This window comes from Achromobacter sp. 1011811831 (genome assembly GCF_059760905.1).
Genome location: NZ_JCBANG010000019.1, coordinates 1 through 20,024, shown reverse-complemented (window position 1 = coordinate 20,024; position 20,024 = coordinate 1). Strand labels below are relative to the sequence as shown.

Here is a 20,024-nt window from a genome sequence, read left to right as displayed (position 1 = left end):
CGCTGTTTTCTCCAGATTAATTTGTGCTCGCGCGGCGTAGATGTCACAGATGTGTAACCATACCTGTAGGCTCCCGCGAAATTGGCGACGACCTGCCACGAAAGAAGGCGCATGGGCGGTCTTCCCGGCATGGTAGGGTGTGCGCCTCGCGCCCGCCGGGCCCCTTCCTGAACGAAGCAGCAGCTTGATTTCCTCCCCCGCTCCCTGGCGCGCCGCCATGCGCCGCATCCTCTGGCTGGACGCCCTGCAGGCCGCCGCCACCAGCGCGGCGCCGGTGATACTGGCCGTGCTGCTCGATGAACCCCGGCTGGGCTGGAGCGCCATCGCGGCATTCTGGGCCTGCTTCGGCGATCCCGGCGGCCCTTTGCGGCAACGCGCGGGCGCCATGCTGGCGCTTGGACTGGCCGGCGGCCTGTATTGCCTGCTGGCCAGCGTGAGCGCGCCCTACCTGTGGCTGCTGCTGCCGCTGACCTTCCTGTGCTGCACCCTGGGCGGCCTGCTGCGCGTGCTGGGGCCGGCGGCGGCCATCATCGGCACGCTGCTGTCGGCCGGCTTCGTGGTGGCGGCCGAGCTGCCCGCGCCCACGCTGGTCGAGAGCCTGCGCTACGCGCTGTTCTTCGTCGCGGGCGCATCGTGGGCGATCCTGATGACGGCGCTGGTGTGGCGCCGCCGTCCCTGGAAGGACGCCACGCTGGCCGTGGCCCATTGCTATCGCGGGCTGGCCGATTTCGCCGACGCGCTGGCGGGCATGTATTCCGGCCTGCGCCCCGAGACTGGCGCGCCGGCATGGAGCGCCGTGTCCCGCTCTCAGCGCGCCGCGCTGCGGGCCGCGCTGGAGGCGGCGCGTAACCGCATCGGCGAAGTGCAAGGCGCACGTCCCTCGCGCCGCACCCGCGCGCGGCAGCTGTATTACCTGCTCGACCGGGCCGAGGACAGTTTCATCGCCCTGGTCGCCGCCGCCGACCTGCTCGAATCGAACGCGCCTCGCTGGCAGGGACGCAATGCCGGCGCTCACCTGTGCCACGCCTTGCACCGCTACGCCAGCATATGCAATGCCATCGCCGGCACATCGGACGCCGCCGACGCGCGCCAGGCGGATCGCCTGCGCGAGCGGCTGGAACGCTACGGCGCCGATCTGCGTGAATTGCGCGGCCCCGCGCTCGCGCACGCACCCGAGCTGGCAAGCGTCATTCCGGTGCTGGACCGGCTGCAGCAGTCCGCCCAGTCCGTCCGGCAGGCGCTGTTCGATGCCGCCGAGCTGCCGACCGGCGCGGCATCCGGCTCGGCCGCCGCGCCGGCGCGGCAAGCCTGGAACACGCTGCGCCAGAATCTGCGGCTGGAGTCGGACGCCCTGCGCCATGCCTTGCGCGTGGGCATCGGCGCCACGCTGGCCGTCGCCTTGTCGCGCAGCTTCGCCGTCAACCACGGCTACTGGATGTCGCTGACCCTGGTCTTCATCCTGCAACCCTATTTCGCCGCCACCTGGCAGCGCACCGTGGAACGCGTGCTGGGCAGCGTCGCGGGCGCGATCGGCGCCTCCTTGCTGGGCCTGCTGCTGAGCACGCCGCTTTCCGTCGCGCTGGCCGTGCTGCCGATCGCGCTGGGTACGTTTGCCGCGCGCACGGTGAACTACGCGCTGTTCACATTTTTCCTGACCTCGCAGTTCGTGCTGGTCAGCCATATCCAGCAGCCGGACCTGCACGAACCGGAACTGGCCGCGCTGCGCGCCTTCAACAGCGTGCTGGGCGCCGCGCTGGCGCTGCTGATCGGCTTTCTGCTGTGGCCGGAGAAGGCGCCCCGCGAACTGGCCGGCGCGCTGGCGCGCGCGCTGCAACGACACGCCGATTATGTGCTGGCGCTCATCCGGGAGAAAAGCGGCGAACAGGCGGACTCGCCACGCCGCATCGTCGAACTGCGCCGGCAGGCCTGCCTGGCGGCCGACAATGCCCAGGCGTCGCTGGAACGGCTGCAGCAGAACCCCCTGCATCGCGACAGCAAGGTCGACACGGCCGAAACCCTGCTCAACGCCATGCGCCGGGTGACCGCCGCCGGCACCGTGCTGGAAATCCAGCCCGCCCTGCCTGTGGACAGCGAGGCGGCATCCGCGCTGCGCGACTATGGCGAGACCCTGGCGCGGGCCCTGCACCCGCGCGACGGCGAACCGGAACCCGGCGGCCGGGTCATGCCGGTGCCGCTGGCGGTGGGCCAGGCGCAGCCCGGCCTGCCGGAACCCCTGGAACGCATCGCCCGCCAGGCGCGGCAGGTCCAACAGCTGCGCGACAAGCTGCAGCAAGCCTAGGACTTGCGCAGGAAGGGGCAAACTGAGGCCGGCTTGACGTGCGTCAAGCGCCGGCCGGCGCGAACGCGCAACGATAGAGCCAACGCAAGTTCACTCAGGAGGCTCTATGTACCGCCGCATTTCCGTCCATCTGGACCATGGTTTCGACTGCAAGCGCCGCACCCAGGCAGCCATCAGCCTGGCCAAACGCCATCAGGCGGAACTGGTCGGCATCTACGCCACCTCCGCCCCGCCGCAGTACTACTACGGCGAATCGGTGCTGATGTCGCGGGCGCTGAATGTCATGAAGGACTTGCAGGCGCAAGGCCGCGACACCGTCCAGAATGCGTTCCTGGCGGCGGCTTCGCAGGCGGACATCCCCGCCCAGGTCCGCAGCGACGACACCTCGCCCAGCGCCTGCGTGGCGCAGCAAGGACGCGTCAGCGACCTGATCATCGTCAGCCAGCTGAACCGCGACGATGTCGAGGCCGCCCATGAGAACGAATTCGTCGAGCAGACCCTGCTGACCGCCGGCCGGCCGGTCCTGGTCGTGCCGTCCAGCGGACATTTTCCGGTGATCGGCGAGCGCGTGCTGTATTGCTGGGACGGCAGCCGCGAATCGGCCCGCGCGCTGGCGGATGCCGCGCCGGTCCTGCGCATGGCGGACCACCTGGTCGTGCTGACGATGGACGAAGGCGCGGCCACGCGGGGCGCCGGATCGGCCAGCTTCGACGACCTGGCCAGCTACTGCGAAGCCCAGGGCATGCCCCGGCCCGAGCATGTGCGCCGCGACATCAAGGGTGTGGGCGTGGGCAGCACCATCCTCAACGCGGCGGCCGACTACAGCGCTGACCTGATCGTCATGGGCGCCTATGGTCACAGCAAGCTCAGGGAGTGGGCCATGGGCGGCGCGACCGCCTCGATCCTGAAGACCATGACCGTGCCGATCATGTTCTCGCACTGAGCGACTGCCAGCTGCTCCCGAGCCCCTGCGCATGCAGGGGCTTTTTGTTGTTGGCGAGCAGGCCTGGACGCGGCTGCCCTGCCACGCCACGCTACCAGGGAAAGTCGATCAGGTCACCATACAGCCGCCGCAGCGTGGCCTTGACCTCGGGCGAGCCCTGATAGATGGCGATGAACTTCAGCAGCCTCGGATCGTTGGCGCGCTCGGGCGTGGTGACCCAGCGGATCGCGTAGCGGCGAACGGAATCGGGGCTGTTATTGTCGAAACCCAGGCAGTCCTGATCGCTCAGGCCGGCCTGCCTGGCGAAGGAGGGATACGTGACCGAAGCCGTCACGTCATCGAAGGTGCGGGCCGATTGCGCGCCTTCGACAGGCACGAGTTTCAGGCGCTTGGGATTGAGCCTCACGTCTTCCACCGCCGCCATGTTGCCCACGCCGGGCTTCAGGCCGATCAGTCCCATGGACTGCAGCAGCAGCAAGGCTCGGCCCGTGTTGACTGGATCGTTCGGCACCGCGACGGTGGCGCCCTCGGGCAGCGGCTCGCCCCGCTTCAGCTTCTTGGAATACAGACCGATGATGGTCGAATAGCCATAGGCGATCGGCACCAAGTTCACGCCTCGGCGCACATTGAACACCTGCAGGAACGGCTCGTGCTGGAAGAAATTGGCATCCACCGAGCCATCGGCCACCGCGATATTGGGCAGCACCCAGTCATTGAACTCCACCAGCTTGACCTCCAGCCCCTGCTGGGCGGCCAACGCGATGGCTTTCTCGGTCGCCTCGTTGGCCAGGGCCGGAACCACGCCGATGCGCAGCGGCTTCTGCTGGGCCGCGGCGGGAAGCGCGCAAGCCATGGCGGCCAGCGCCAGCGCGACCGCAAGACGGGGCCGCAGGAAGGAAAGAAGGGGCGGGAACAAGCGGATCATGGGCATGAATATGAAAAAATGGGCGCCAGCGCTGCCGGCTTTCGGTCCATTGTGCCCCAAACGCCCGCATTGCCGTGGCAATGCCCTCTGTCACGCCATGGCAATGCGGGCGCGGGCGCGACGGCGCTAAGATGTGTCCACCATGCCGGCCCGCGCCGCGCTGGCGGCGGCTTCTTGCGCCGCCTGATTCTGTCTTTCCTTTCCGGAGTCCGCCACGTGCAGAAAACCGCCAAGCCGACCACCCCTACCCTGCCTCGCAGCATCGCGCTGATCGGCGCGCCCACCGACATCGGCGCCGGCGCGCGCGGCGCCTCCATGGGACCGGAAGCCCTGCGCGTCGCCGGCCTGGGCCCCGTCATCGAGGCGCAGGGCTTCGAGGTCGAGGACCGTGGCAATCTGTATGGCCCGGCCAATCCGTGGCAGCCTCCCGTCGACGGCTACCGCCATCTGGCCGAAGTGGCCGCCTGGAACCGCGCGGTCCACGATGCGGTATATGCCGAACTGCGGCAAGGCAAGCTGCCCATCCTGCTGGGCGGCGACCACTGCCTGGGCATCGGCTCGATCAGCGCCGTGTCGCGCCACTGCCGCGACAGCGGCAAGAAACTGCGGGTGCTGTGGCTGGACGCGCATGCCGACTTCAACACCCACGCGCTCACGCCCACCGGCAATATCCATGGCATGCCCGTGGCCTGCCTGTGCGGCTACGGCCCGGCGGAGATCACCGGCCTGTCCGGCCATCATCCCGACATCGAGGCCGCCTGGGTACGCCAGATCGGCATACGCAGCGTGGACCCGGGCGAAAAGCGGCTGGTGCACGAGGCCGGGCTGGAAGTGTTCGACATGCGCTACCTGGATGAAATGGGCATGCGCGCCACGATGCAGGCCGCGCTCGCCGGCCTGGACCAGGACACGCACCTGCATGTCAGCTTCGATGTCGATTTCCTGGACCCCGAGATCGCTCCCGGCGTGGGCACCACCGTGCCTGGCGGACCGACCTACCGCGAGGCCCAGCTCTGCATGGAAATGATCGCCGACACCGGGCTGATGCGCTCGCTCGACGTGGTCGAATTGAATCCCGCTTTCGACGTGCGCAACAAGACCGCCGAACTGGCGGTGGATCTGATCGAAAGCCTGTTCGGCAAGTCCACGCTGATGCGGCGCGACGCCTGACGCTCCCCTCTTCTGGTCGACAACAAGCAAGCCATAAAGGAGACATGCCATGAAGTGCTATTGCGTGGTCGATTTCCGCGCCCCGCTGCAGGAAATGGACCAGCCCACGCCCGTGCCGCAAGGCGCGCAGGTGCTGCTCAAGGTCCGTGCCGCCGGCGTCTGCCACAGCGACATCCATCTCTGGGAAGGCGGCTACGACCTGGGCCAGGGGCGCACGCTGTCGCTCAAGGAGCGCGGCGTCTCGCTGCCGCTCACCATGGGCCACGAAACCGTCGGCGCGGTGGTGTCGGCCGGCCCCGACGCGGCCGGCCTGCGGCCCGGCGGCAACTACCTGGTCTATCCGTGGATCGGCTGCGGCAACTGCCCGTCCTGCCAGGCGGGCCAGGAGAACCATTGCATGGCCCCGACCTGCCTGGGCGTGCACCGCGCCGGCGGCTACGCCGACCACGTGCTCGTGCCGCACTCCCGTTACCTGATCGACATCGGCGACCTGGATCCGGCGCAGATCGCGCCCTACGCCTGCTCCGGCCTGACCACCTATGCCGCGCTGAAGAAGATCGGCGAACAGACCTACCGCCGGCATCCGGTGGTGATCTTCGGCGCGGGCGGCCTGGGCCTGATGTGCCTGACGCTCATCAAGGCGCTGGGCGGCGCCGGCGCCATCGTGGTGGACATCGACCCCGCCAAGCGCCAGGCGGCGCTGGAGGCCGGCGCGCTGGCCGCCATCGACGGCGCGGCGCCGGACGCGGCGCAGCAGATCATCAAGGCGGCCGGCGGCAAGCCCGTGCAAGCCGCCATCGACCTGGTCGGCGCGCCCGCCACCACCGCGCTGGCCTTCGACTTCCTGACCAAGGGCGGCAAGCTCATCATCGTGGGCCTGTTCGGCGGCGGCTCGACGTGGCCGATCGCGCTGATTCCCATGAAGGCGCTGTCCATCATCGGCAGCTACGTCGGCAATCTGGCCGAGCTGAAGGAGTTGATGGAACTGGTGCGCGCCGGCAAGGTGCCGCCCATGCCGGTCCACCGCTACGCGCTGGACCAGGCCGACAGCGTGCTGGCCTCGCTGCGGGCAGGCAAGGTGGTGGGCCGCGCGGTGCTCACGACGGCTTGAGCGCCAGCGCCTGGCCGCGCCTGCCGCGGCCGGGCCGAACAGACGCGGCGGCGGGAACGAAACCGGATCGCTCTCCGCCGCGAAGAGCGCCGGCGCCGAATGCCATATCATAGGCACCGGCGGCTCCGCCCAAACGACTCTTCCCACCCAGGACCAGCAATGACAGACCGGCAGCTCACGATACTCGCGGCATTGAACCTCATGGTGGCCGTGGGCGCGGGCGCCTTCGGCGCGCACGGGCTCAAGCGCATCGTCAGCCCCGAGCTGCTCGCCGTCTGGCAGACTGGCGTGCTGTACCATCTGATCCATGCGCTGGGCATTTTCGTGGTCGCTCTGCTCGGCGCGCGCTATGGTTCGCCCCTGTTGTCGGCCGCCGGCATGGTCATGTTTGCCGGCATCGTCCTGTTTTCCGGCAGCCTGTATCTGCTTGCGCTGACCGGCACGCACTGGCTGGGCGCGGTCACGCCGCTGGGCGGCGTCGCCTTCCTGGCCTCCTGGGCCATGGTGGCGCTGGCCGCCTACCGCAGCCAGGGCTGAACGCCCCGCCAGCTCGCGCCGGCCCTTGCGCCGGCGCCCTGCATCCAAGCCTTCCCTTCGTACGGCGCCAGGAATCGCCGTGATCCGCTGCTCCCGCCCATGTCCTCCGTCACCCTGCCTACCGCCCGTCCCTCTTCCGCCGCCGCCGGCATCGCCTGTGTCATGGCGGGCATCTTCTTCCTCACGCTCAGCGACGCCAACGCCAAGTGGCTGGGCGCCAGCTATCACCCGCTGCAGATCCTGTTCCTGCGCGCGCTGATCGCGCTGCCCGTGGTCACGGCGCTGGCGCTGTGGCTGGGCGGCCGGCGCGTCTTGCGCACCGGGCATCTGCGCCTGCACCTGGCGCGCGGCGCGATCAACGTGGTGTCGGCCTGTTGTTTCTACCTGGGCTTGAATTCCCTGCCGCTGGCCGAGGCGACGGCGATCGCCTTCGCCGCGCCACTGTTCGTGACGGCGCTGTCGGTGTTCGTGCTGAAGGAGCGCGTCGACCGCCGTCGCTGGCTGGCGGTGCTGGCGGGCTTCGCAGGCGTGCTGATCATCGTGCGGCCCGGCACAGACGCCTTCCAGGCCGCCACCCTGCTGCCGCTGACCACCGCGATGCTGTACGCGGTCATGATGACCACCGCGCGCGGGATCAGTCCCAGCGAGGGCATGCTCACCACCACCTTCTACATCGTGGCCGGCCAGTTCCTGTGCAGCATCCTCACCCTGCCCTGGGTCTGGCAGGCGCCGGCTGTCGCCGACCTGCCCTATTTCGCGGGCGTGGCGCTGTTCAGCACGCTGGGGCTGACGCTGATCACGCAGGCATTCCGCATCGCACCGGCGTCCGTGGTGGCGCCGTTCGACTACACCGGCCTGATCTGGGCCACCGTGCTGGGCTGGGTGTTCTGGCGCGAAGCGCCCGACGCGCTGGCTTACCTGGGCGCAGCATTCATCGCCGGCAGCGGCATCTACATCGCCTTGCGCGAGGCCCGCTCGAAGCCGCGCCGCGGCAAGCGCTGAGGCGCGCTATTCGGTGGGCGGCGGAAAGTTGCGCCGCAACGCCCGAGCCACAGCCGGATTGCGTTCCGCCTCGCGCGCCACCGTCGCCAGCGCCGGGCAGACCGATTCAAACCAGGCCGGCCCCGGACGCCAGCGCGTCATCACGGTCACGTACAGGTCCAGCGCCGAGAACCGCTCGCCCAGCATGTGCGGCGCGCCGGCCTGCCGCTCCAGCTCCTGCCACAGCTCGGCCCTGCGCGTGTGCACGCGTTCGCGCAGCAAGTCGGCGGGCGCGCCTTCCGTGGTCCATTGCGGCGGATTGTCGCCATAGGTGAAAGTGGGATAGATGGCCGCCACCAGCCGGATCAGCAGGTTCAGGAAGCGCGCCCGCTCGGGCTGGTCCGGCAGCGGCGCCAGGCCTGCCTGCGGCGCCATGTCATGCAGGTGCAGGATCATGGCCGCGCTTTCGGTCATGACTTCACCGTCCGGCGTCACCAGCGTCGGCACCTGGCCCAGCGGATTCAGGCGCAGCAGGCGGTCGCGCTGCGGCCCCGGCTTCAGGTAAGGCACGTCTTCCAGCGTGTACGGCACATTGGCCAGCGCCAGCGCCATCTCGACGACGGCGGAGCCGCAGCCGGCCGATCCGATCAGTTCGTAGGTCTTCATGGCTTCATCCCCCCGCCGGCGCGATGCGCAGCAGCTCGCCCGGCGATTCGTCCGTCAACACATACACATGGCCGTCCGGTCCGACCCGCACGTCCCGGAGTCGCTTGCCGCGCTCGCCCAGCAGGCGTTCCTGCGCCACCACTTTGTCGCCGTCCAGCGTCAACCGGATCAGGTTGCGCTCGGCCAGCGCGCCGATGAAAAGCGAATGGCGCCATGCCGGAAACCTGGGCGCGTCGTAGAACGCCATGCCGCTGATGGCCGGCGACTTGGGCCACCAGTACAGCGGCGGCTCCATGCCCGGCAGCGTCTGGCCTCGTGCTTCGGGGATGGGCTGGCCGGAATAGTTAATGCCGTAGGTCGCCAGGGGCCAGCCGTAGTTCAGCCCCGGCTTGATCAGATTGATCTCGTCGCCGCCGCGCGGCCCATGCTCGCTTTCCCAGAGCTCGCCGGACCAGGGGTTCAGCGCCATGCCCTGCGGATTGCGGTGGCCATAGGACCAGATCTCGGGGCGCGCGCCGGCCTTGCCGGCGAAGGGATTGTCCGGCGGCACCGAACCGTCCGCCTTGATGCGCACCACCTTGCCCTGCAGCTTGCCCAGGTCTTGCGCGGTGGAGCGCTGGTTGTTCTCGCCCAGCGCGATGTACAGATAGCCCTTGCCGTCCAGCACCAGGCGGGACCCGAAATGCAGCCCCTCGGACAACTTGGGCTCCTGTCGGAACAGGACGCGGAAATCCTCCAGGCGGACGCCATCCTCGGCCAGCCGGCCGCGTCCCACGGCGGTGCCGGCGCGTCCGTCGCCGGCCTCGGCATAGGACAGGTAGACCAGGCGGTCCTTGGCGAAATCCGGCGACAAGGCCACGTCGAGCAGGCCGCCCTGCCCCTGGGCGGCCACCTTGGGCACGCCCTTCAAGGGCGCGGACAGGCCGCCGGGAATGCGCAGCAGCCGTAGATTGCCTGGGCGTTCGGTGATGAGGATGCCGCCATCGGGCAGGAAGGCCATGGCCCAGGGATGTTCCAGGCCGCCCGCTACCGGCATGACCTGGGTCGGCGCGGCGGCGGGAGTCTCCGTGCCGGCCGACACGGGCTCGGCGCGGGCGGTTGCTGACCAGGCCCAGGCCGCGAGCACGGCGCCGGACAGGAAGACGGACAGCGTTGCGGCGGCACGAGGCGGCATGGTCATCTCCGGCTACGGCATGGGCGCGTGGCGAATGGCGCGGCATCCGTCCGACGATCCTCGCGCAAGGCGGCGGACGCGGCGGCATATATCGTGGGGCTATCACGCATCGTCGCCACATGAGTGGCGTACCATATGCGGCAAGGACGGGTCGCCTCCCGCCCTGCCCCACAGGAGACGCCTTCAAATGAAACTGTACTACATGCCCGGCGCATGCTCGCTCGCTTCCCACATCGTGCTGGAATGGCTGGGCAAGCCCTATGAAACGCACAAGCTCGGCCGCGACGAGCTCAAGGGTCCGGAGTTCCTGAAGATCAATCCGCTGGGCGCGGTTCCCGCGCTGGCCGACGGCGACTGGACCCTGACGCAGAACGTCGCCATCCTCGAATACCTGGCCGAACAGGCCCCGCAAAGCGGGCTGATGGGCGACGGCAGCGCGCGCTCCCGCGCCGAAGTGCGCCGCTGGCTGGGCTTCATCAACTCCGACCTGCACAAGACCTTCTCGCTGGTCTTCGCGCCGATGCGCTTCCTGTCCGAGGAAGGCGCGCAGAAGGAACTGGCCGCCAGCGCTTCCAAGCTGCTCTCCAAGCTGTTCGCGCAGCTCGATGCCCAACTGGCCGGCAAGTCCTACCTGGTGGGCGCCGACCCCAGCGTGGCCGACGCTTATCTCTACGTGGTGCTGACCTGGGCGCATGGCAAGCAGGTTGACCTGACCGGCCTGGACAACCTGGCCGCGTTCTTCAAGCGCATGCAGGAAAACAGCGGCGTGAAGGCCGCCCGCAAGGCCGAAGGCCTGGAGTAAGCCCGCCGCGCGGCGCAGGCCCGCCAGCGGGTCCGCGCCGGGCAGGCGTATGATGGCGGCTTGGCGCCGCCTGGGCGCCGCGACATGCGGCGCCCTCGTTCAGCGAACAGTCAGGTACGGGCAGCGATGCCCTTGTCCGCCCGACTCGCGGAACATCGCGGCATGCCAGAGGCCGGGCCGCTTTCCGAGCCCGGCGCAGCACCGCTTCGGAGTCTTAAAGTGAATAGCTTTTCCCAGGGTTGTTACCTGGGTGTATTGGGCGGCATGGGCCCCATGGCCGGCGCCGCTTTCGCCTTGCGCCTGGCGGCGCTCACGCCCGCCGCTGTCGACCAGCAGCACATTCCCACGCTGCTGCGCAACGATCCCCGCATCCCCGACCGCTCCAGCGCCTACATGGCCGGCGGCGAGAATCCCCTGCCCCACATGGTCGAAGGCGTGCGCTTCCTGGAACGCGCGGGCGCGCAGCTGATCGCCATTCCGTGCAATACCGCGCACCTCTGGTACGACCAGATCGCGGCCGCCACCCGGCTGCCGGTGCTGCACATCATCGAGGCGGTCATCGACGACCTGCGCCGGCTCGGCCTGCCCAAGGGCCGCATCGGCCTGATGGGCACCGCCGCCACGCTCAAGCTGGGCCTGTACCAGCGCCATCTCGAGGCCCAGGGCTATGAATGCGTGGTCCCTGACGAGGACGAGGTCGAGCGCTATTGCATGGGCTCGATCCGCGCCGTGAAGGGCAACCAGCTCGAGCAGGCCTTCGCGCCGGCGGCCGAGTGCATCGCGCGCCTGAAGGCACGCGGCGCTGACGCCGTGGTGCTGGGCTGCACCGAGCTGCCGCTGGCCGTGCCGCACGCGCTGCGTCCCGGCCTGGACATCACGCTCACCGACTCGATCGACGCGCTGGCGCGCGCCGCCATCGACCGCTACCTGGCCGACGCGCCGGGCGCCCGCATCGCGGCCTGAGCCGCCCTCCCTTCCCCCGCATCCCGGATAAAAAAAAGCGCACCTCGCGGTGCGCCCACTCCCTTCGCGGGGGAAATTGGTCAGCCGCCCAAGTAGGCTTTGCGGACCTCGTCATTGACCAGCAGATTGGCGCCCGTATCCTGCAGCACCACGCGGCCGTTCTCCAGCACGTAGCCACGGTCGGCCACCTGCAGCGCCTTGTTGGCGTTCTGCTCGACCAGGAACACCGTCACGCCCTGCTCGCGGATCTCGCGGATGATGTCGAAGATCTGCGCGATCACCAGCGGCGCCAGGCCCAGCGTGGGCTCGTCCAGCAGCAGCAGGCGCGGACGGGTCATCAGCGCGCGGCCGATGGCCAGCATCTGCTGCTCGCCGCCGGACATCAGGCCGGCGCGCTGGCTGGCGCGCTCCTTCAGCCGGGGGAACAGGCCGTAGACGTGGTCGATGCCCTCGTGGATTTCGTCGCGCTTGGCGAAGAAGCCGCCCATCATCAGGTTCTCGGCGACCGTCAGGTCCTTGAACACGCGCCGCCCTTCCGGAGAAATGGCGATGCCGTTGCGCATGATGTGGTGCGTGTCCTTGTGGGTGATGTCCTCGCCCTCGAACGTGATCTTGCCTTCCTTGGCCCTGGGATTGCCGCAGACGGTCATGAGCAACGTGGTCTTGCCGGCGCCGTTGGCGCCGATCAGGGTGACGATCTCGCCCTTGTTGACATCCACCGACACGCCATTCAGCGCCTGGATGGCGCCGTAGTAGGTGTGTATGTTTTCCAGCTTCAGCATTTATTCCTCCCCCAGGTACGCCTTGATGACGCGCTCGTCGTTGCGCACCTGCTCGGGGGTGCCGGTAGTGATGGGCTTGCCGTGCTCCATGACCAGGATGCGGTCGGAGATGCCCATGATCAGGCTCATGTCGTGCTCGATGAGCAGCACCGCCACGCCGAACTCGCGGCGCAGCTGGTCGATGAGCGATTGCAGATCGCGCTTTTCCTGCGGGTTCAGGCCGGCTGCCGGCTCGTCCAGCATGAGCAGGCGCGGCTTGGTGATCATGCAGCGCGCGATCTCCAGGCGGCGCTGGTGGCCGTAGGCCAGGTTGCCGGCCTCGCGGTTGGCGAACTCGCGCAGGCCCATGAAGTCCAGCCATTGCGCCGCGCGCGCCAGCGCATCGGCCTCCGACTGGCGATAGGACTTGAGCTTGAGCAGGCCCGGCAGCAGGCGCGCCTCGACCTGGGTGTGCTGGGCGACCAGCAGGTTTTCCAGCACGGTCAGCTGCTTGAACAGGCGCACGTTCTGGAACGTGCGCACCAGCCCGTGGCGCGCGACCTTGTGGCTGGGCAGGCCGGTGATGGCCTTGCCATCCATCAGGATCTCGCCCGCGGTGGGCGCGTAGAAGCCGCCCACGCAGTTGAACACCGTGGTCTTGCCGGCCCCGTTCGGGCCGATGATGGCGAATACCTCGTCGGATTTGACTTCGAAGGCCACGCTGTCGACGGCCAGCAGGCCGCCGAACCGCATGGTCAGTCCGGATACTTTAAGCAACGCCTCGCTCATTTGGACAGCTCCACGTGGGGACGCTTCATGGGCAACAACCCCTGCGGACGCCACATCATCATCAACACCATCACCAGGCCGAACATCAGCATGCGGTACTCGGCGAACTCGCGCGCCAGCTCGGGCAGCACGGTCAGCAGCACCGCCGCCAGGATCACGCCCACCTGCGAACCCATGCCGCCCAGCACCACGATGGCAAGGATCAGCGCCGATTCGATGAAGGTGAAGGACTCCGGATTCACCATGCCCTGGCGCGCCGCGAAGAACGCGCCGCCGAAGCCGGCGAAGGTCGCGCCCAGCGTGAACGCGGACAGCTTGATGCGGGTGGGGTTCAGGCCCAGTGAACGGCAGGCGATCTCGTCCTCGCGCAGGGCTTCCCAGGCCCGGCCGACCGGCATGCGGATCAGGCGCGTGGACACGAACAGCGTGACCAGCGCCAGCAGCAAGGCCATCATGTACAGATAGATCACCATGTGCTGGTTCTGGAACGTGAGGCCGAAGAAGTCGTGGAACGTGGTGCCGCCCTCGGTGCTGGCGCGACGCGTCATTTCCAGGCCAAGCACCGACGGCTTCGGAATGCCCGAGATGCCGTCCGGACCGCCGGTCAGCGTGTTCAGGTTGATCAGCAGCAGGCGGATCATTTCACCGAAGCCCAGCGTCACGATGGCCAGGTAGTCGCCGCGCAGGCGCAGCACCGGAAAGCCCAGGACGAAGCCGAACAGTGCGGCCATCGCGCCCGAGAACGGCAGCGCTTCCCAGAAGCTCCAGCCGCCCCAGTGGTACAGCAAGGCGTAGGTATAGGCGCCGACGGCGTAGAAGCCGACGAAGCCCAGGTCCAGCAGCCCGGCAAAACCCACGACGATGTTCAGGCCCAGGCCCAGCATCACGTAGATCAGCACCAGCGTGGCGATGTCGACCGAGCTGCGGCCGGCGAAGAACGGCCAGATCACGGCCGCGGCCAGGACCAGCAGCACCAGCAGCTTGTTGCTCTTGGCCGGCGACGACGGCAGGGTCGGCAGGCCCGTCTTCAGTTTCTGGAACGGCTTGGCCAGCCAGGGGCGCAACAGCTGGAACACGAACACGACCGCGGCGGCAAGCGCCACCAGCGACCAGTTGGACTCCATCGAGGTACGTGCGCCCTGACGGATCAGCTGCAGGCCGAAGACAGGGGTGACGATGACGGCGGTCAGCACCGCCGCCATCGTGGCGTTTTTCAGATTGTTGTTCGACATCAGACTTTTTCCACCTCAGGTTTGCCCAACAGCCCGGTGGGACGGAACAGCAGGATCAGGACCAGCAGCGAGAACGCCACGATGTCCTTGTACTGCGACGAGATGTAGGCTGCCGCGAAGGTCTCGGCCAGGCCCAGCAGCACGCCGCCCAGCATGGCGCCGGGGATGCTGCCGATGCCGCCCAGCACCGCCGCCGTGAAGGCCTTGATGCCGGCGAGGAAGCCGATGAACGGATTGAGCTTGCCGATGGTGATGGCGATCAGCACGCCGCCCACCGCCGCCAGGATCGCGCCCATCACGAACGTGAAGGAGATCACCCGGTTGGTGTCGATGCCGAGCAGGTTGGCCATGTGCATGTCCTGCGAGCAGGCGCGCGAGGCACGGCCCATGCGCGAGTACTTGATGAACAGCGTCAGGCCCACCATCAGCACCACGGTCACCACGATGATCATGATGCGCGAATACGGCACCGTGACATCGAAGTCGGATCCCATGTGGAACTGCACCGCGCCGGAAACCAGCGACGGCACGGCCATGTCGCGAGCGCCCTGGCCCAGGGCCACCCAGTTCTGCAGGAAGATCGACATGCCGATGGCCGAGATCAGCGCGACCAGCCTGGGGCTGTTGCGGACCGGCCGGTAGGCCACGCGTTCGACGGAAAAGCCGTAGATTCCGGTGACCACGATGGCCACGAGCAGCATGGCGGCGATGATGAAAGGCACGGGCAAACCGCTGTTGGTGCCGATGGAAGTCAAGGTGACCAGGCCGACATAGGCGCCGATCATATAGATTTCGCCGTGGGCGAAGTTGATCATACCGATGATGCCGTAGACCATTGTGTAGCCGATGGCGATCAGCGCGTAGATCGCGCCCAGAGACAATCCGTTGAAGAATTGCTGGGTAAGTTGGGGTATGAGGTCAGACATTATTTCTCTGTGCTCCAAATAGTTCCGGCTCCGGTAGTGAGACCCGGAGCCGGAAACCTGGGCGTATTTTATAAGGGCCTGCCATCGGCGCCTGCCGGCCGCACAGCGCTTTTGGCGCTTCGCTACGCGGATTACGGCATGACGGCAAGGACAGGCCCTACACGCCGGCACCACGCCGGCGGGATCGCGAGTTTACAGCTGGGTCTTCTTTCCGTTCTTGTCCCACTTGTAGACGGCGAACTCGAAGTTCTTCAAATCACCCTTGGCGTCGTACTCGACCTTGCCGATGCCGGTGTTGAAGGTGGTCTTGTGCATATAGTCGGCCACCTTGGCGGGATCTTCGCCCACCGCGGTGATGCTGTCGGCCAGGATCTGGACCGCGGCATAGGCCGGCATCTGGAAGGCACCGTCCGGATCGCGCTTGGCGTCCTTGAAGGCCTTGACGATGCTTTCGTTGCCCGGCAGCTTGGTGAAGTCGGCGGGCAGCGTGACCAGCAGGCCGTCGATGGCCGGGCCGGCGATCGCCACCAGGTCCTGGTTGGCGGTGCCTTCCGGACCCATGAACTGGACCTTCAGGCCCTGTTCGCGCGACTGGCGCAGCAGCAGGCCCAGCTCGGGGTGATAGCCGCCGAAGTAGACCAGGTCGACGCCGGCCGACTTGAGCTTGGTGATGATGGCCGAATAGTCGCTGTCGCCGACGTTGATGCCTTCGAACAGCGCGACGTTCACGCCTTCCTTGGTCAGCGTGTCCTTGACCTGGGTGGCCACGCCCGAGCCGTAGGTCTGCTTGTCGTGCAGCACGGCGACCTTCTGCGGCTTGAGGGTCTTGGCGATGTAACGGGCGGCATACGGACCTTGCTGGTCGTCGCGGCCGATCGTGCGGAAGAAATAGTGCGGCTTGATGGTGTCGGTCACCAGCGGCGACGTGGCGCCCGGGGTAATGCCGACGATGCCTTCCTGTTCGTAGACGTTCACGGCGGCCACGGTCACGCCCGAGCACGCATGCGCCACGGCGAACTTGGCGCCGGAGTTGACCACGCGGTTGGCGGCCGGCACGGCCTGCTTCGGTTCGCAGCCGTCGTCGATGAGGATGGGTTCGAGCTTCTTGCCCTTGACGCCGCCCTTGGCGTTGATCGCTTCGATGGCGGTCAGCGCGCCAGCCTGGATCTGGTCGCCGTACTGGGTGTTGGGGCCGGTCATCGGCTGGGGGATGCCGATCTTGATGGTGTCGGCGGCATGCACGGAACCTGCCAGGGCAAGCGCCCCAAGCGCGACGGCTACCGGGGTAAGGCGATGCAGAAACTTCATGCGTAGTTCTCCAGCGAGGTTTTGAGCGGCTCGGACCGGTCCGAATTCGCGGGAGGGTGCCCCGTGATTCGTGCCGCGCGTTGCCGGCTTCTTGGGCGAAAACACGATGTGGGCGGTATTCTGGAAGCAAGCCGCCGCACTGTCACTGCGTGTAATCCCCAATATTTGTGGAGAAATCTTTAATCGTGCCGTATCGAGGCTACAAGCCCGTGAAATCGCAGGGAAAATCGCGATCCGGCCTTGTTTATCCCCTTGCGCCGCGGCGCCGTTTCAGCAGCCGCGCCTTGAGAAAAATCATTATCCGAGCTCGCGCATTCGCATTTAAATACAGTCCTTACGCAAGGCTTACGGATAATAATTAGCGTGTTAATCCTGCGCGTTCGCGCCCGGAATATCCCGGACCGATTCAATAATCCCTGCTCGCGCTATCTTCAAGGGCCCGCACGGCCGCAAAATGACAAAAGGCGGCCCGAGGGCCGCCTTTTCCTGCCACGCCGGGCTTCAGGCGCTGGCCGGCTTGGCCAGGTTCCACATCAGTGCGCGGAACGGCGCCAGCATGCTGATGTTGACCGCCAGCTTGATCGCCAGGTCGCCCGCCATCCAGGTCAGCCACGGCGCGCCGGTAGCCGCGAAGGCCACGCTGAAGAACACGGCCGTGTCCAGCACCGCGCCCAGCACGCCCGAGATCAACGGCGCGCGCCACCAGCGCTGGTCGCGCAGGCGGTCGAAGACCTGGATGTCGATCAATTGCGCGCAGATATAGGCCAGGCCCGAGGCCAGCGCGATGCGCGGCGAGGCCACCCAGAACGAGACGACCAGCGCGGCGGCGAAACCGAACCAGGCCACGCGCCGCGCCGCCGATGGACCGAAACGGCGGTTCAGCACGTCGGTGACCAGGAACGCCACCGGATAGGACAGGCCTCCCCAGGTCAGCCAGTCGTTCAACGGCACCTGCACCAGGATGTTGGAACCCACCACCACCAGCAGCATGCACAGCACCGCCACCGCGAACTGCGGCGCGCGCATGGCTTCGTAGCGGCTCGCCTGCGCGCTCATTTGCCGAATTCCTCCGCCAGTTCGCGCGAACGGCGCGCCGCGGCTGCCAGCGCGTCCTCGACGATGCCGGCGAAGCCCGCCGCGCCAAAGGACGCCAGCGCGGCGGCCGTGGTGCCGCCCTTGGACGTGACGCGCTCGCGCAGCACGGACGGCGGCTCGGGCGATTCGGCCGCGAGCTTGGTCGCGCCGGCCAGCGTGCCCAATGCAAGCTGGCGCGCCTGCTCGGCCGTCAGGCCGACCTTCTGGCCGCCGGCGATCAGGGTTTCCAGGAACAGGAACACATAGGCCGGGCCGCTGCCCGACAGCGCGGTCACGCCATCCAGCGCCGCGTCATCGGCCACCCAGACAACGTCGCCCACGCTGGACAACAGGCTGGCCGCGAGTTCGCGATCTTCCCTGCCCACGCCGTCCAGCGCGGCCAGGCCGGTCATGCCGGCGCCCACCAGCGCCGGCGTGTTCGGCATGCAGCGCACCAGGCGGCTGAACGGCTGTTCCGGCGTGCCCAGCCAGCTGGCCAGGGTGTCGGCGCGGATCCCTGCCGCCACGCTTACCACAAGCGTGTCCGGACGCAGCCACTGACGCGTGGACGCCACAACGTCTTTCATGTTCTGTGGCTTGACCGCGAACACCCAGACGCGGCACCGCGCCAGGGCCTCGTCGGCCGACCTGGCGGTGGTCATGCCGCGCGCCTGCCACGAGGCGTGCGCATCCTCGTTTATGTCAATGACATGGATGTTGCCGGCGGGGCATACTTTGCCAGCCAGCCCGGAAGCCAGGGCGGCGGCCATATTGCCGCCACCGATGAACGCAATCGAAAGTTCGTTTTTCATAATGGGAGGATTGTAAACCGTCATGTCCCTGGGAAAAAAATGAAGAATGTTCGTTCGCGCCCAAAACGCGCAATTTGACAGCCGTTTGGAGTGATGTGAAAGTCACGCTTTTGTCACAAACAATTCATAAGGTGACGTGTTTTCCGCGGCCAGAAAACCCGGCCGCGACACGCCCCACAGGAGGAAACCACACCATGCGATCCCACCGTATTGCCCTCACCTTCGCCGCCGTCATGGCCGCGTTCGCCGGCGCCTCGGCCCATGCCGCCACCGAGATCCAGTTCTGGCACTCGATGGAAGGCGCGCTGGGCGACCGCGTCAACGGGCTGGTCGACGAGTTCAACAAGAAGAACCCCGAATACCAGGTCAAGGCAGTCTACAAGGGCAACTACGGCGAGTCGATGAATGCGGGCATCGCCGCGTTCCGCGCCGGCAACGCGCCCGACATCCTCCAGGTCTTCGAAGTCGGCACCGCCACCATGATGTACGCCAAGGGCGCCATCAAGCCGGTGCAGCAGATGTCCGAAGAAGCCGGCAACCCGATCGATCCCAAGGAATTCATCGGCGCCGTGGCTGGCTACTACTCGTCGGCCGACGGCAAGCTGGTGTCGATGCCGTTCAACAGCTCGACCGTGGTGTTCTACTACAACAAGGACGCCTTCAAGAAGGCTGGCCTGGACGCCGACAAGCCGCCCAAGACCTGGGAAGAGCTGGCCGCCGCCGGCCAGAAGCTCAAGGCCGCCGGCCAGGAATGCGGCTACACCACCTCGTGGCCGTCGTGGGTCCAGCTGGAAACCTTCTCGGCCTGGCACAACGTGCCCTACGCCACCAAGGACAACGGCTTCGGCGGCCTGGACGCCCGCGTCGCCGTGAACACCCCGCTGCATGTGCGCCACCTGGAAAACCTGGCCAAGCTGGGCAAGGAAGGCATCTTCATGTACGGCGGGCGCGGCGACGAGCCGAACTCGCTGTTCATCAGCGGCAAGTGCGCCATGATCACCGGCTCGTCGGGCCTGCGCGCCAACATCGCCAAGAACGCCAAGTTCGAATTCGGCACCTCCACCCTGCCCTACTACTCGGACGTGCAGGGCGCGCCGCAGAACACCATCATCGGCGGCGCCTCGCTGTGGGTCTTCGCCAACAAGAAGCCGGAAACCTACAAGGGCGTGACCGCCTTCTTCAAGTTCCTGGCCAGCCCCGAGATCGCCGCCCGCTGGCACCAGCAGACCGGCTACGTGCCCGTCACCAAGGCCGCCTACGAGCTGACCAAGAAGGAAGGCTTCTACGACAAGAACCCCGGCACCGAAGTCGGCGTCAAGCAGCTGAACGTGGAAACCACCGCCCAATCGCGCGGCCTGCGCCTGGGCTTCCTGCCGCAGATCCGTGAGATCGAGGACGCCGAGATCGAGCGCATCGTCTCGGGCAAGGTCACAGCCAAGGACGGCGCCGAGAACATCGTCAAGCGCGGCAACGAGCTGCTGGAAAAGTTCGAGAAAAGCGTAAAGTAATGCCCGCCTCCCGCCAGGGAGGCATCCCGCGGCGGCCCGGCGA

Annotated in this window: 20 protein-coding genes; 10 read left to right on the top strand and 10 right to left on the bottom strand. The window is 67.4% G+C overall.

What is annotated here, in order from left to right; all coding sequences use genetic code 11:
* The first annotated feature begins 217 nt into the window (after positions 1-217).
* Complete coding sequence (locus AC6LJ9_RS10135; RefSeq protein ID WP_498147430.1) at positions 218-2,299, top strand: FUSC family protein; 2,082 nt, start codon at positions 218-220, stop codon at positions 2,297-2,299.
* Between the two features lie 106 nt (positions 2,300-2,405).
* The gene (locus tag AC6LJ9_RS10130) at positions 2,406-3,242 is read left to right on the top strand and encodes a universal stress protein (RefSeq protein ID WP_212321833.1); all 837 of its coding nucleotides are present in this window, start codon (positions 2,406-2,408) and stop codon (positions 3,240-3,242) included.
* Between the two features lie 91 nt (positions 3,243-3,333).
* Here AC6LJ9_RS10130 and AC6LJ9_RS10125 read toward each other — a convergent pair whose 3' ends face one another.
* Complete coding sequence (locus AC6LJ9_RS10125; protein WP_498147429.1) at positions 3,334-4,167, bottom strand: MetQ/NlpA family ABC transporter substrate-binding protein; 834 nt, start codon at positions 4,165-4,167, stop codon at positions 3,334-3,336.
* Between the two features lie 216 nt (positions 4,168-4,383).
* Here AC6LJ9_RS10125 and rocF point away from each other — a divergent pair, with 216 nt between their 5' ends.
* From rocF to AC6LJ9_RS10105, 4 genes are all read left to right on the top strand, one after another.
* Positions 4,384-5,337, top strand: a complete 954-nt coding sequence (rocF, locus tag AC6LJ9_RS10120) for an arginase (protein ID WP_498147428.1) — start codon at positions 4,384-4,386, stop codon at positions 5,335-5,337.
* A gap of 49 nt (positions 5,338-5,386) precedes the next feature.
* Positions 5,387-6,448, top strand: a complete 1,062-nt coding sequence (locus AC6LJ9_RS10115; protein WP_498147427.1) for an alcohol dehydrogenase — start codon at positions 5,387-5,389, stop codon at positions 6,446-6,448.
* Between the two features lie 159 nt (positions 6,449-6,607).
* Positions 6,608-6,985: a DUF423 domain-containing protein gene (locus AC6LJ9_RS10110; protein WP_498147426.1), complete on the top strand. Its 378-nt coding sequence runs from the start codon at positions 6,608-6,610 to the stop codon at positions 6,983-6,985.
* Between the two features lie 99 nt (positions 6,986-7,084).
* Positions 7,085-7,987: a DMT family transporter gene (locus AC6LJ9_RS10105; protein WP_498147425.1), complete on the top strand. Its 903-nt coding sequence runs from the start codon at positions 7,085-7,087 to the stop codon at positions 7,985-7,987.
* Positions 7,988-7,993: 6 nt separating this feature from the next.
* Here AC6LJ9_RS10105 and AC6LJ9_RS10100 read toward each other — a convergent pair whose 3' ends face one another.
* Both AC6LJ9_RS10100 and AC6LJ9_RS10095 read right to left on the bottom strand, forming a co-directional pair.
* Positions 7,994-8,632: a glutathione S-transferase family protein gene (locus AC6LJ9_RS10100; RefSeq protein ID WP_498147424.1), complete on the bottom strand. Its 639-nt coding sequence runs from the start codon at positions 8,630-8,632 to the stop codon at positions 7,994-7,996.
* Between the two features lie 4 nt (positions 8,633-8,636).
* Complete coding sequence (locus AC6LJ9_RS10095; protein ID WP_498147423.1) at positions 8,637-9,806, bottom strand: PQQ-dependent sugar dehydrogenase; 1,170 nt, start codon at positions 9,804-9,806, stop codon at positions 8,637-8,639.
* A gap of 187 nt (positions 9,807-9,993) precedes the next feature.
* On the opposite strand from AC6LJ9_RS10095, the gene AC6LJ9_RS10090 reads away from it, so the two are divergent.
* Both AC6LJ9_RS10090 and cuyB read left to right on the top strand, forming a co-directional pair.
* A complete protein-coding gene (locus tag AC6LJ9_RS10090; protein WP_498147422.1) occupies positions 9,994-10,608 on the top strand; it encodes a glutathione S-transferase family protein in 615 nt (204 codons plus the stop codon).
* A gap of 219 nt (positions 10,609-10,827) precedes the next feature.
* Complete coding sequence (gene cuyB / locus AC6LJ9_RS10085) at positions 10,828-11,571, top strand: cysteate racemase (protein WP_498147421.1); 744 nt, start codon at positions 10,828-10,830, stop codon at positions 11,569-11,571.
* An 80-nt stretch (positions 11,572-11,651) separates the two neighbouring features.
* Here cuyB and AC6LJ9_RS10080 read toward each other — a convergent pair whose 3' ends face one another.
* The 7 genes from AC6LJ9_RS10080 to proC form a co-directional block, all read right to left on the bottom strand.
* On the bottom strand, positions 11,652-12,353 hold the full coding sequence (locus AC6LJ9_RS10080; RefSeq protein ID WP_103274486.1) for an ABC transporter ATP-binding protein: 702 nt from the start codon (positions 12,351-12,353) through the stop codon (positions 11,652-11,654).
* Entirely contained in the window at positions 12,354-13,121 is a 768-nt protein-coding gene (gene livG, locus AC6LJ9_RS10075) for a high-affinity branched-chain amino acid ABC transporter ATP-binding protein LivG (RefSeq protein ID WP_103274487.1), read from the bottom strand.
* Positions 13,118-14,353, bottom strand: a complete 1,236-nt coding sequence (locus AC6LJ9_RS10070; protein WP_212317953.1) for a high-affinity branched-chain amino acid ABC transporter permease LivM — start codon at positions 14,351-14,353, stop codon at positions 13,118-13,120. Before AC6LJ9_RS10070 ends, livG begins: the two co-directional genes overlap by 4 nt.
* Positions 14,353-15,279 carry a high-affinity branched-chain amino acid ABC transporter permease LivH gene (gene livH / locus AC6LJ9_RS10065; RefSeq protein WP_103274489.1) on the bottom strand — a complete coding sequence of 309 codons (927 nt, stop codon included), beginning with the start codon at positions 15,277-15,279 and terminating at the stop codon, positions 14,353-14,355. The genes AC6LJ9_RS10070 and livH overlap by 1 nt, the downstream gene beginning before the upstream one ends.
* A gap of 192 nt (positions 15,280-15,471) precedes the next feature.
* A complete protein-coding gene (locus tag AC6LJ9_RS10060; RefSeq protein ID WP_498147420.1) occupies positions 15,472-16,587 on the bottom strand; it encodes a high-affinity branched-chain amino acid ABC transporter substrate-binding protein in 1,116 nt (371 codons plus the stop codon).
* Positions 16,588-17,088: 501 nt separating this feature from the next.
* Positions 17,089-17,643, bottom strand: coding sequence for a queuosine precursor transporter (locus AC6LJ9_RS10055; RefSeq protein WP_498147419.1), 555 nt, complete (start codon positions 17,641-17,643; stop codon positions 17,089-17,091).
* Positions 17,640-18,431 (bottom strand): pyrroline-5-carboxylate reductase, encoded by a 792-nt coding sequence (gene proC / locus AC6LJ9_RS10050; RefSeq protein WP_498147472.1) that lies wholly within the window; start codon positions 18,429-18,431, stop codon positions 17,640-17,642. The genes AC6LJ9_RS10055 and proC overlap by 4 nt, the downstream gene beginning before the upstream one ends.
* Between proC and AC6LJ9_RS10045 the strand changes: the two genes are divergently transcribed.
* Together AC6LJ9_RS10045 and ugpB are read left to right on the top strand one after the other, a co-directional pair.
* Positions 18,345-18,551 carry a hypothetical protein gene (locus AC6LJ9_RS10045; protein WP_349291639.1) on the top strand — a complete coding sequence of 69 codons (207 nt, stop codon included), beginning with the start codon at positions 18,345-18,347 and terminating at the stop codon, positions 18,549-18,551. The genes proC and AC6LJ9_RS10045 overlap by 87 nt on opposite strands.
* Before the next feature lie 116 nt (positions 18,552-18,667).
* Entirely contained in the window at positions 18,668-19,981 is a 1,314-nt protein-coding gene (gene ugpB, locus AC6LJ9_RS10040) for a sn-glycerol-3-phosphate ABC transporter substrate-binding protein UgpB (RefSeq protein WP_103274493.1), read from the top strand.
* The last annotated feature ends 43 nt before the right edge of the window (positions 19,982-20,024 follow it).

Coding starts and splice junctions, on each gene's coding strand:
- ugpB (WP_103274493.1), top strand. CDS start 18,668: ATGCGATCCCACCGTATTGCCCTCACCTTCGCCGCCGTCATGGCCGCG.
- livH (WP_103274489.1), bottom strand. CDS start 15,279: ATGTCTGACCTCATACCCCAACTTACCCAGCAATTCTTCAACGGATTG.
- AC6LJ9_RS10130 (WP_212321833.1), top strand. CDS start 2,406: ATGTACCGCCGCATTTCCGTCCATCTGGACCATGGTTTCGACTGCAAG.
- AC6LJ9_RS10115 (WP_498147427.1), top strand. CDS start 5,387: ATGAAGTGCTATTGCGTGGTCGATTTCCGCGCCCCGCTGCAGGAAATG.
- AC6LJ9_RS10060 (WP_498147420.1), bottom strand. CDS start 16,587: ATGAAGTTTCTGCATCGCCTTACCCCGGTAGCCGTCGCGCTTGGGGCG.
- AC6LJ9_RS10070 (WP_212317953.1), bottom strand. CDS start 14,353: ATGTCGAACAACAATCTGAAAAACGCCACGATGGCGGCGGTGCTGACC.
- AC6LJ9_RS10100 (WP_498147424.1), bottom strand. CDS start 8,632: ATGAAGACCTACGAACTGATCGGATCGGCCGGCTGCGGCTCCGCCGTC.
- AC6LJ9_RS10105 (WP_498147425.1), top strand. CDS start 7,085: ATGTCCTCCGTCACCCTGCCTACCGCCCGTCCCTCTTCCGCCGCCGCC.
- AC6LJ9_RS10090 (WP_498147422.1), top strand. CDS start 9,994: ATGAAACTGTACTACATGCCCGGCGCATGCTCGCTCGCTTCCCACATC.
- AC6LJ9_RS10055 (WP_498147419.1), bottom strand. CDS start 17,643: ATGAGCGCGCAGGCGAGCCGCTACGAAGCCATGCGCGCGCCGCAGTTC.
- livG (WP_103274487.1), bottom strand. CDS start 13,121: ATGAGCGAGGCGTTGCTTAAAGTATCCGGACTGACCATGCGGTTCGGC.
- AC6LJ9_RS10080 (WP_103274486.1), bottom strand. CDS start 12,353: ATGCTGAAGCTGGAAAACATACACACCTACTACGGCGCCATCCAGGCG.
- AC6LJ9_RS10125 (WP_498147429.1), bottom strand. CDS start 4,167: ATGATCCGCTTGTTCCCGCCCCTTCTTTCCTTCCTGCGGCCCCGTCTT.
- proC (WP_498147472.1), bottom strand. CDS start 18,431: ATGGCCGCCGCCCTGGCTTCCGGGCTGGCTGGCAAAGTATGCCCCGCC.
- AC6LJ9_RS10135 (WP_498147430.1), top strand. CDS start 218: ATGCGCCGCATCCTCTGGCTGGACGCCCTGCAGGCCGCCGCCACCAGC.
- AC6LJ9_RS10095 (WP_498147423.1), bottom strand. CDS start 9,806: ATGCCGCCTCGTGCCGCCGCAACGCTGTCCGTCTTCCTGTCCGGCGCC.
- AC6LJ9_RS10110 (WP_498147426.1), top strand. CDS start 6,608: ATGACAGACCGGCAGCTCACGATACTCGCGGCATTGAACCTCATGGTG.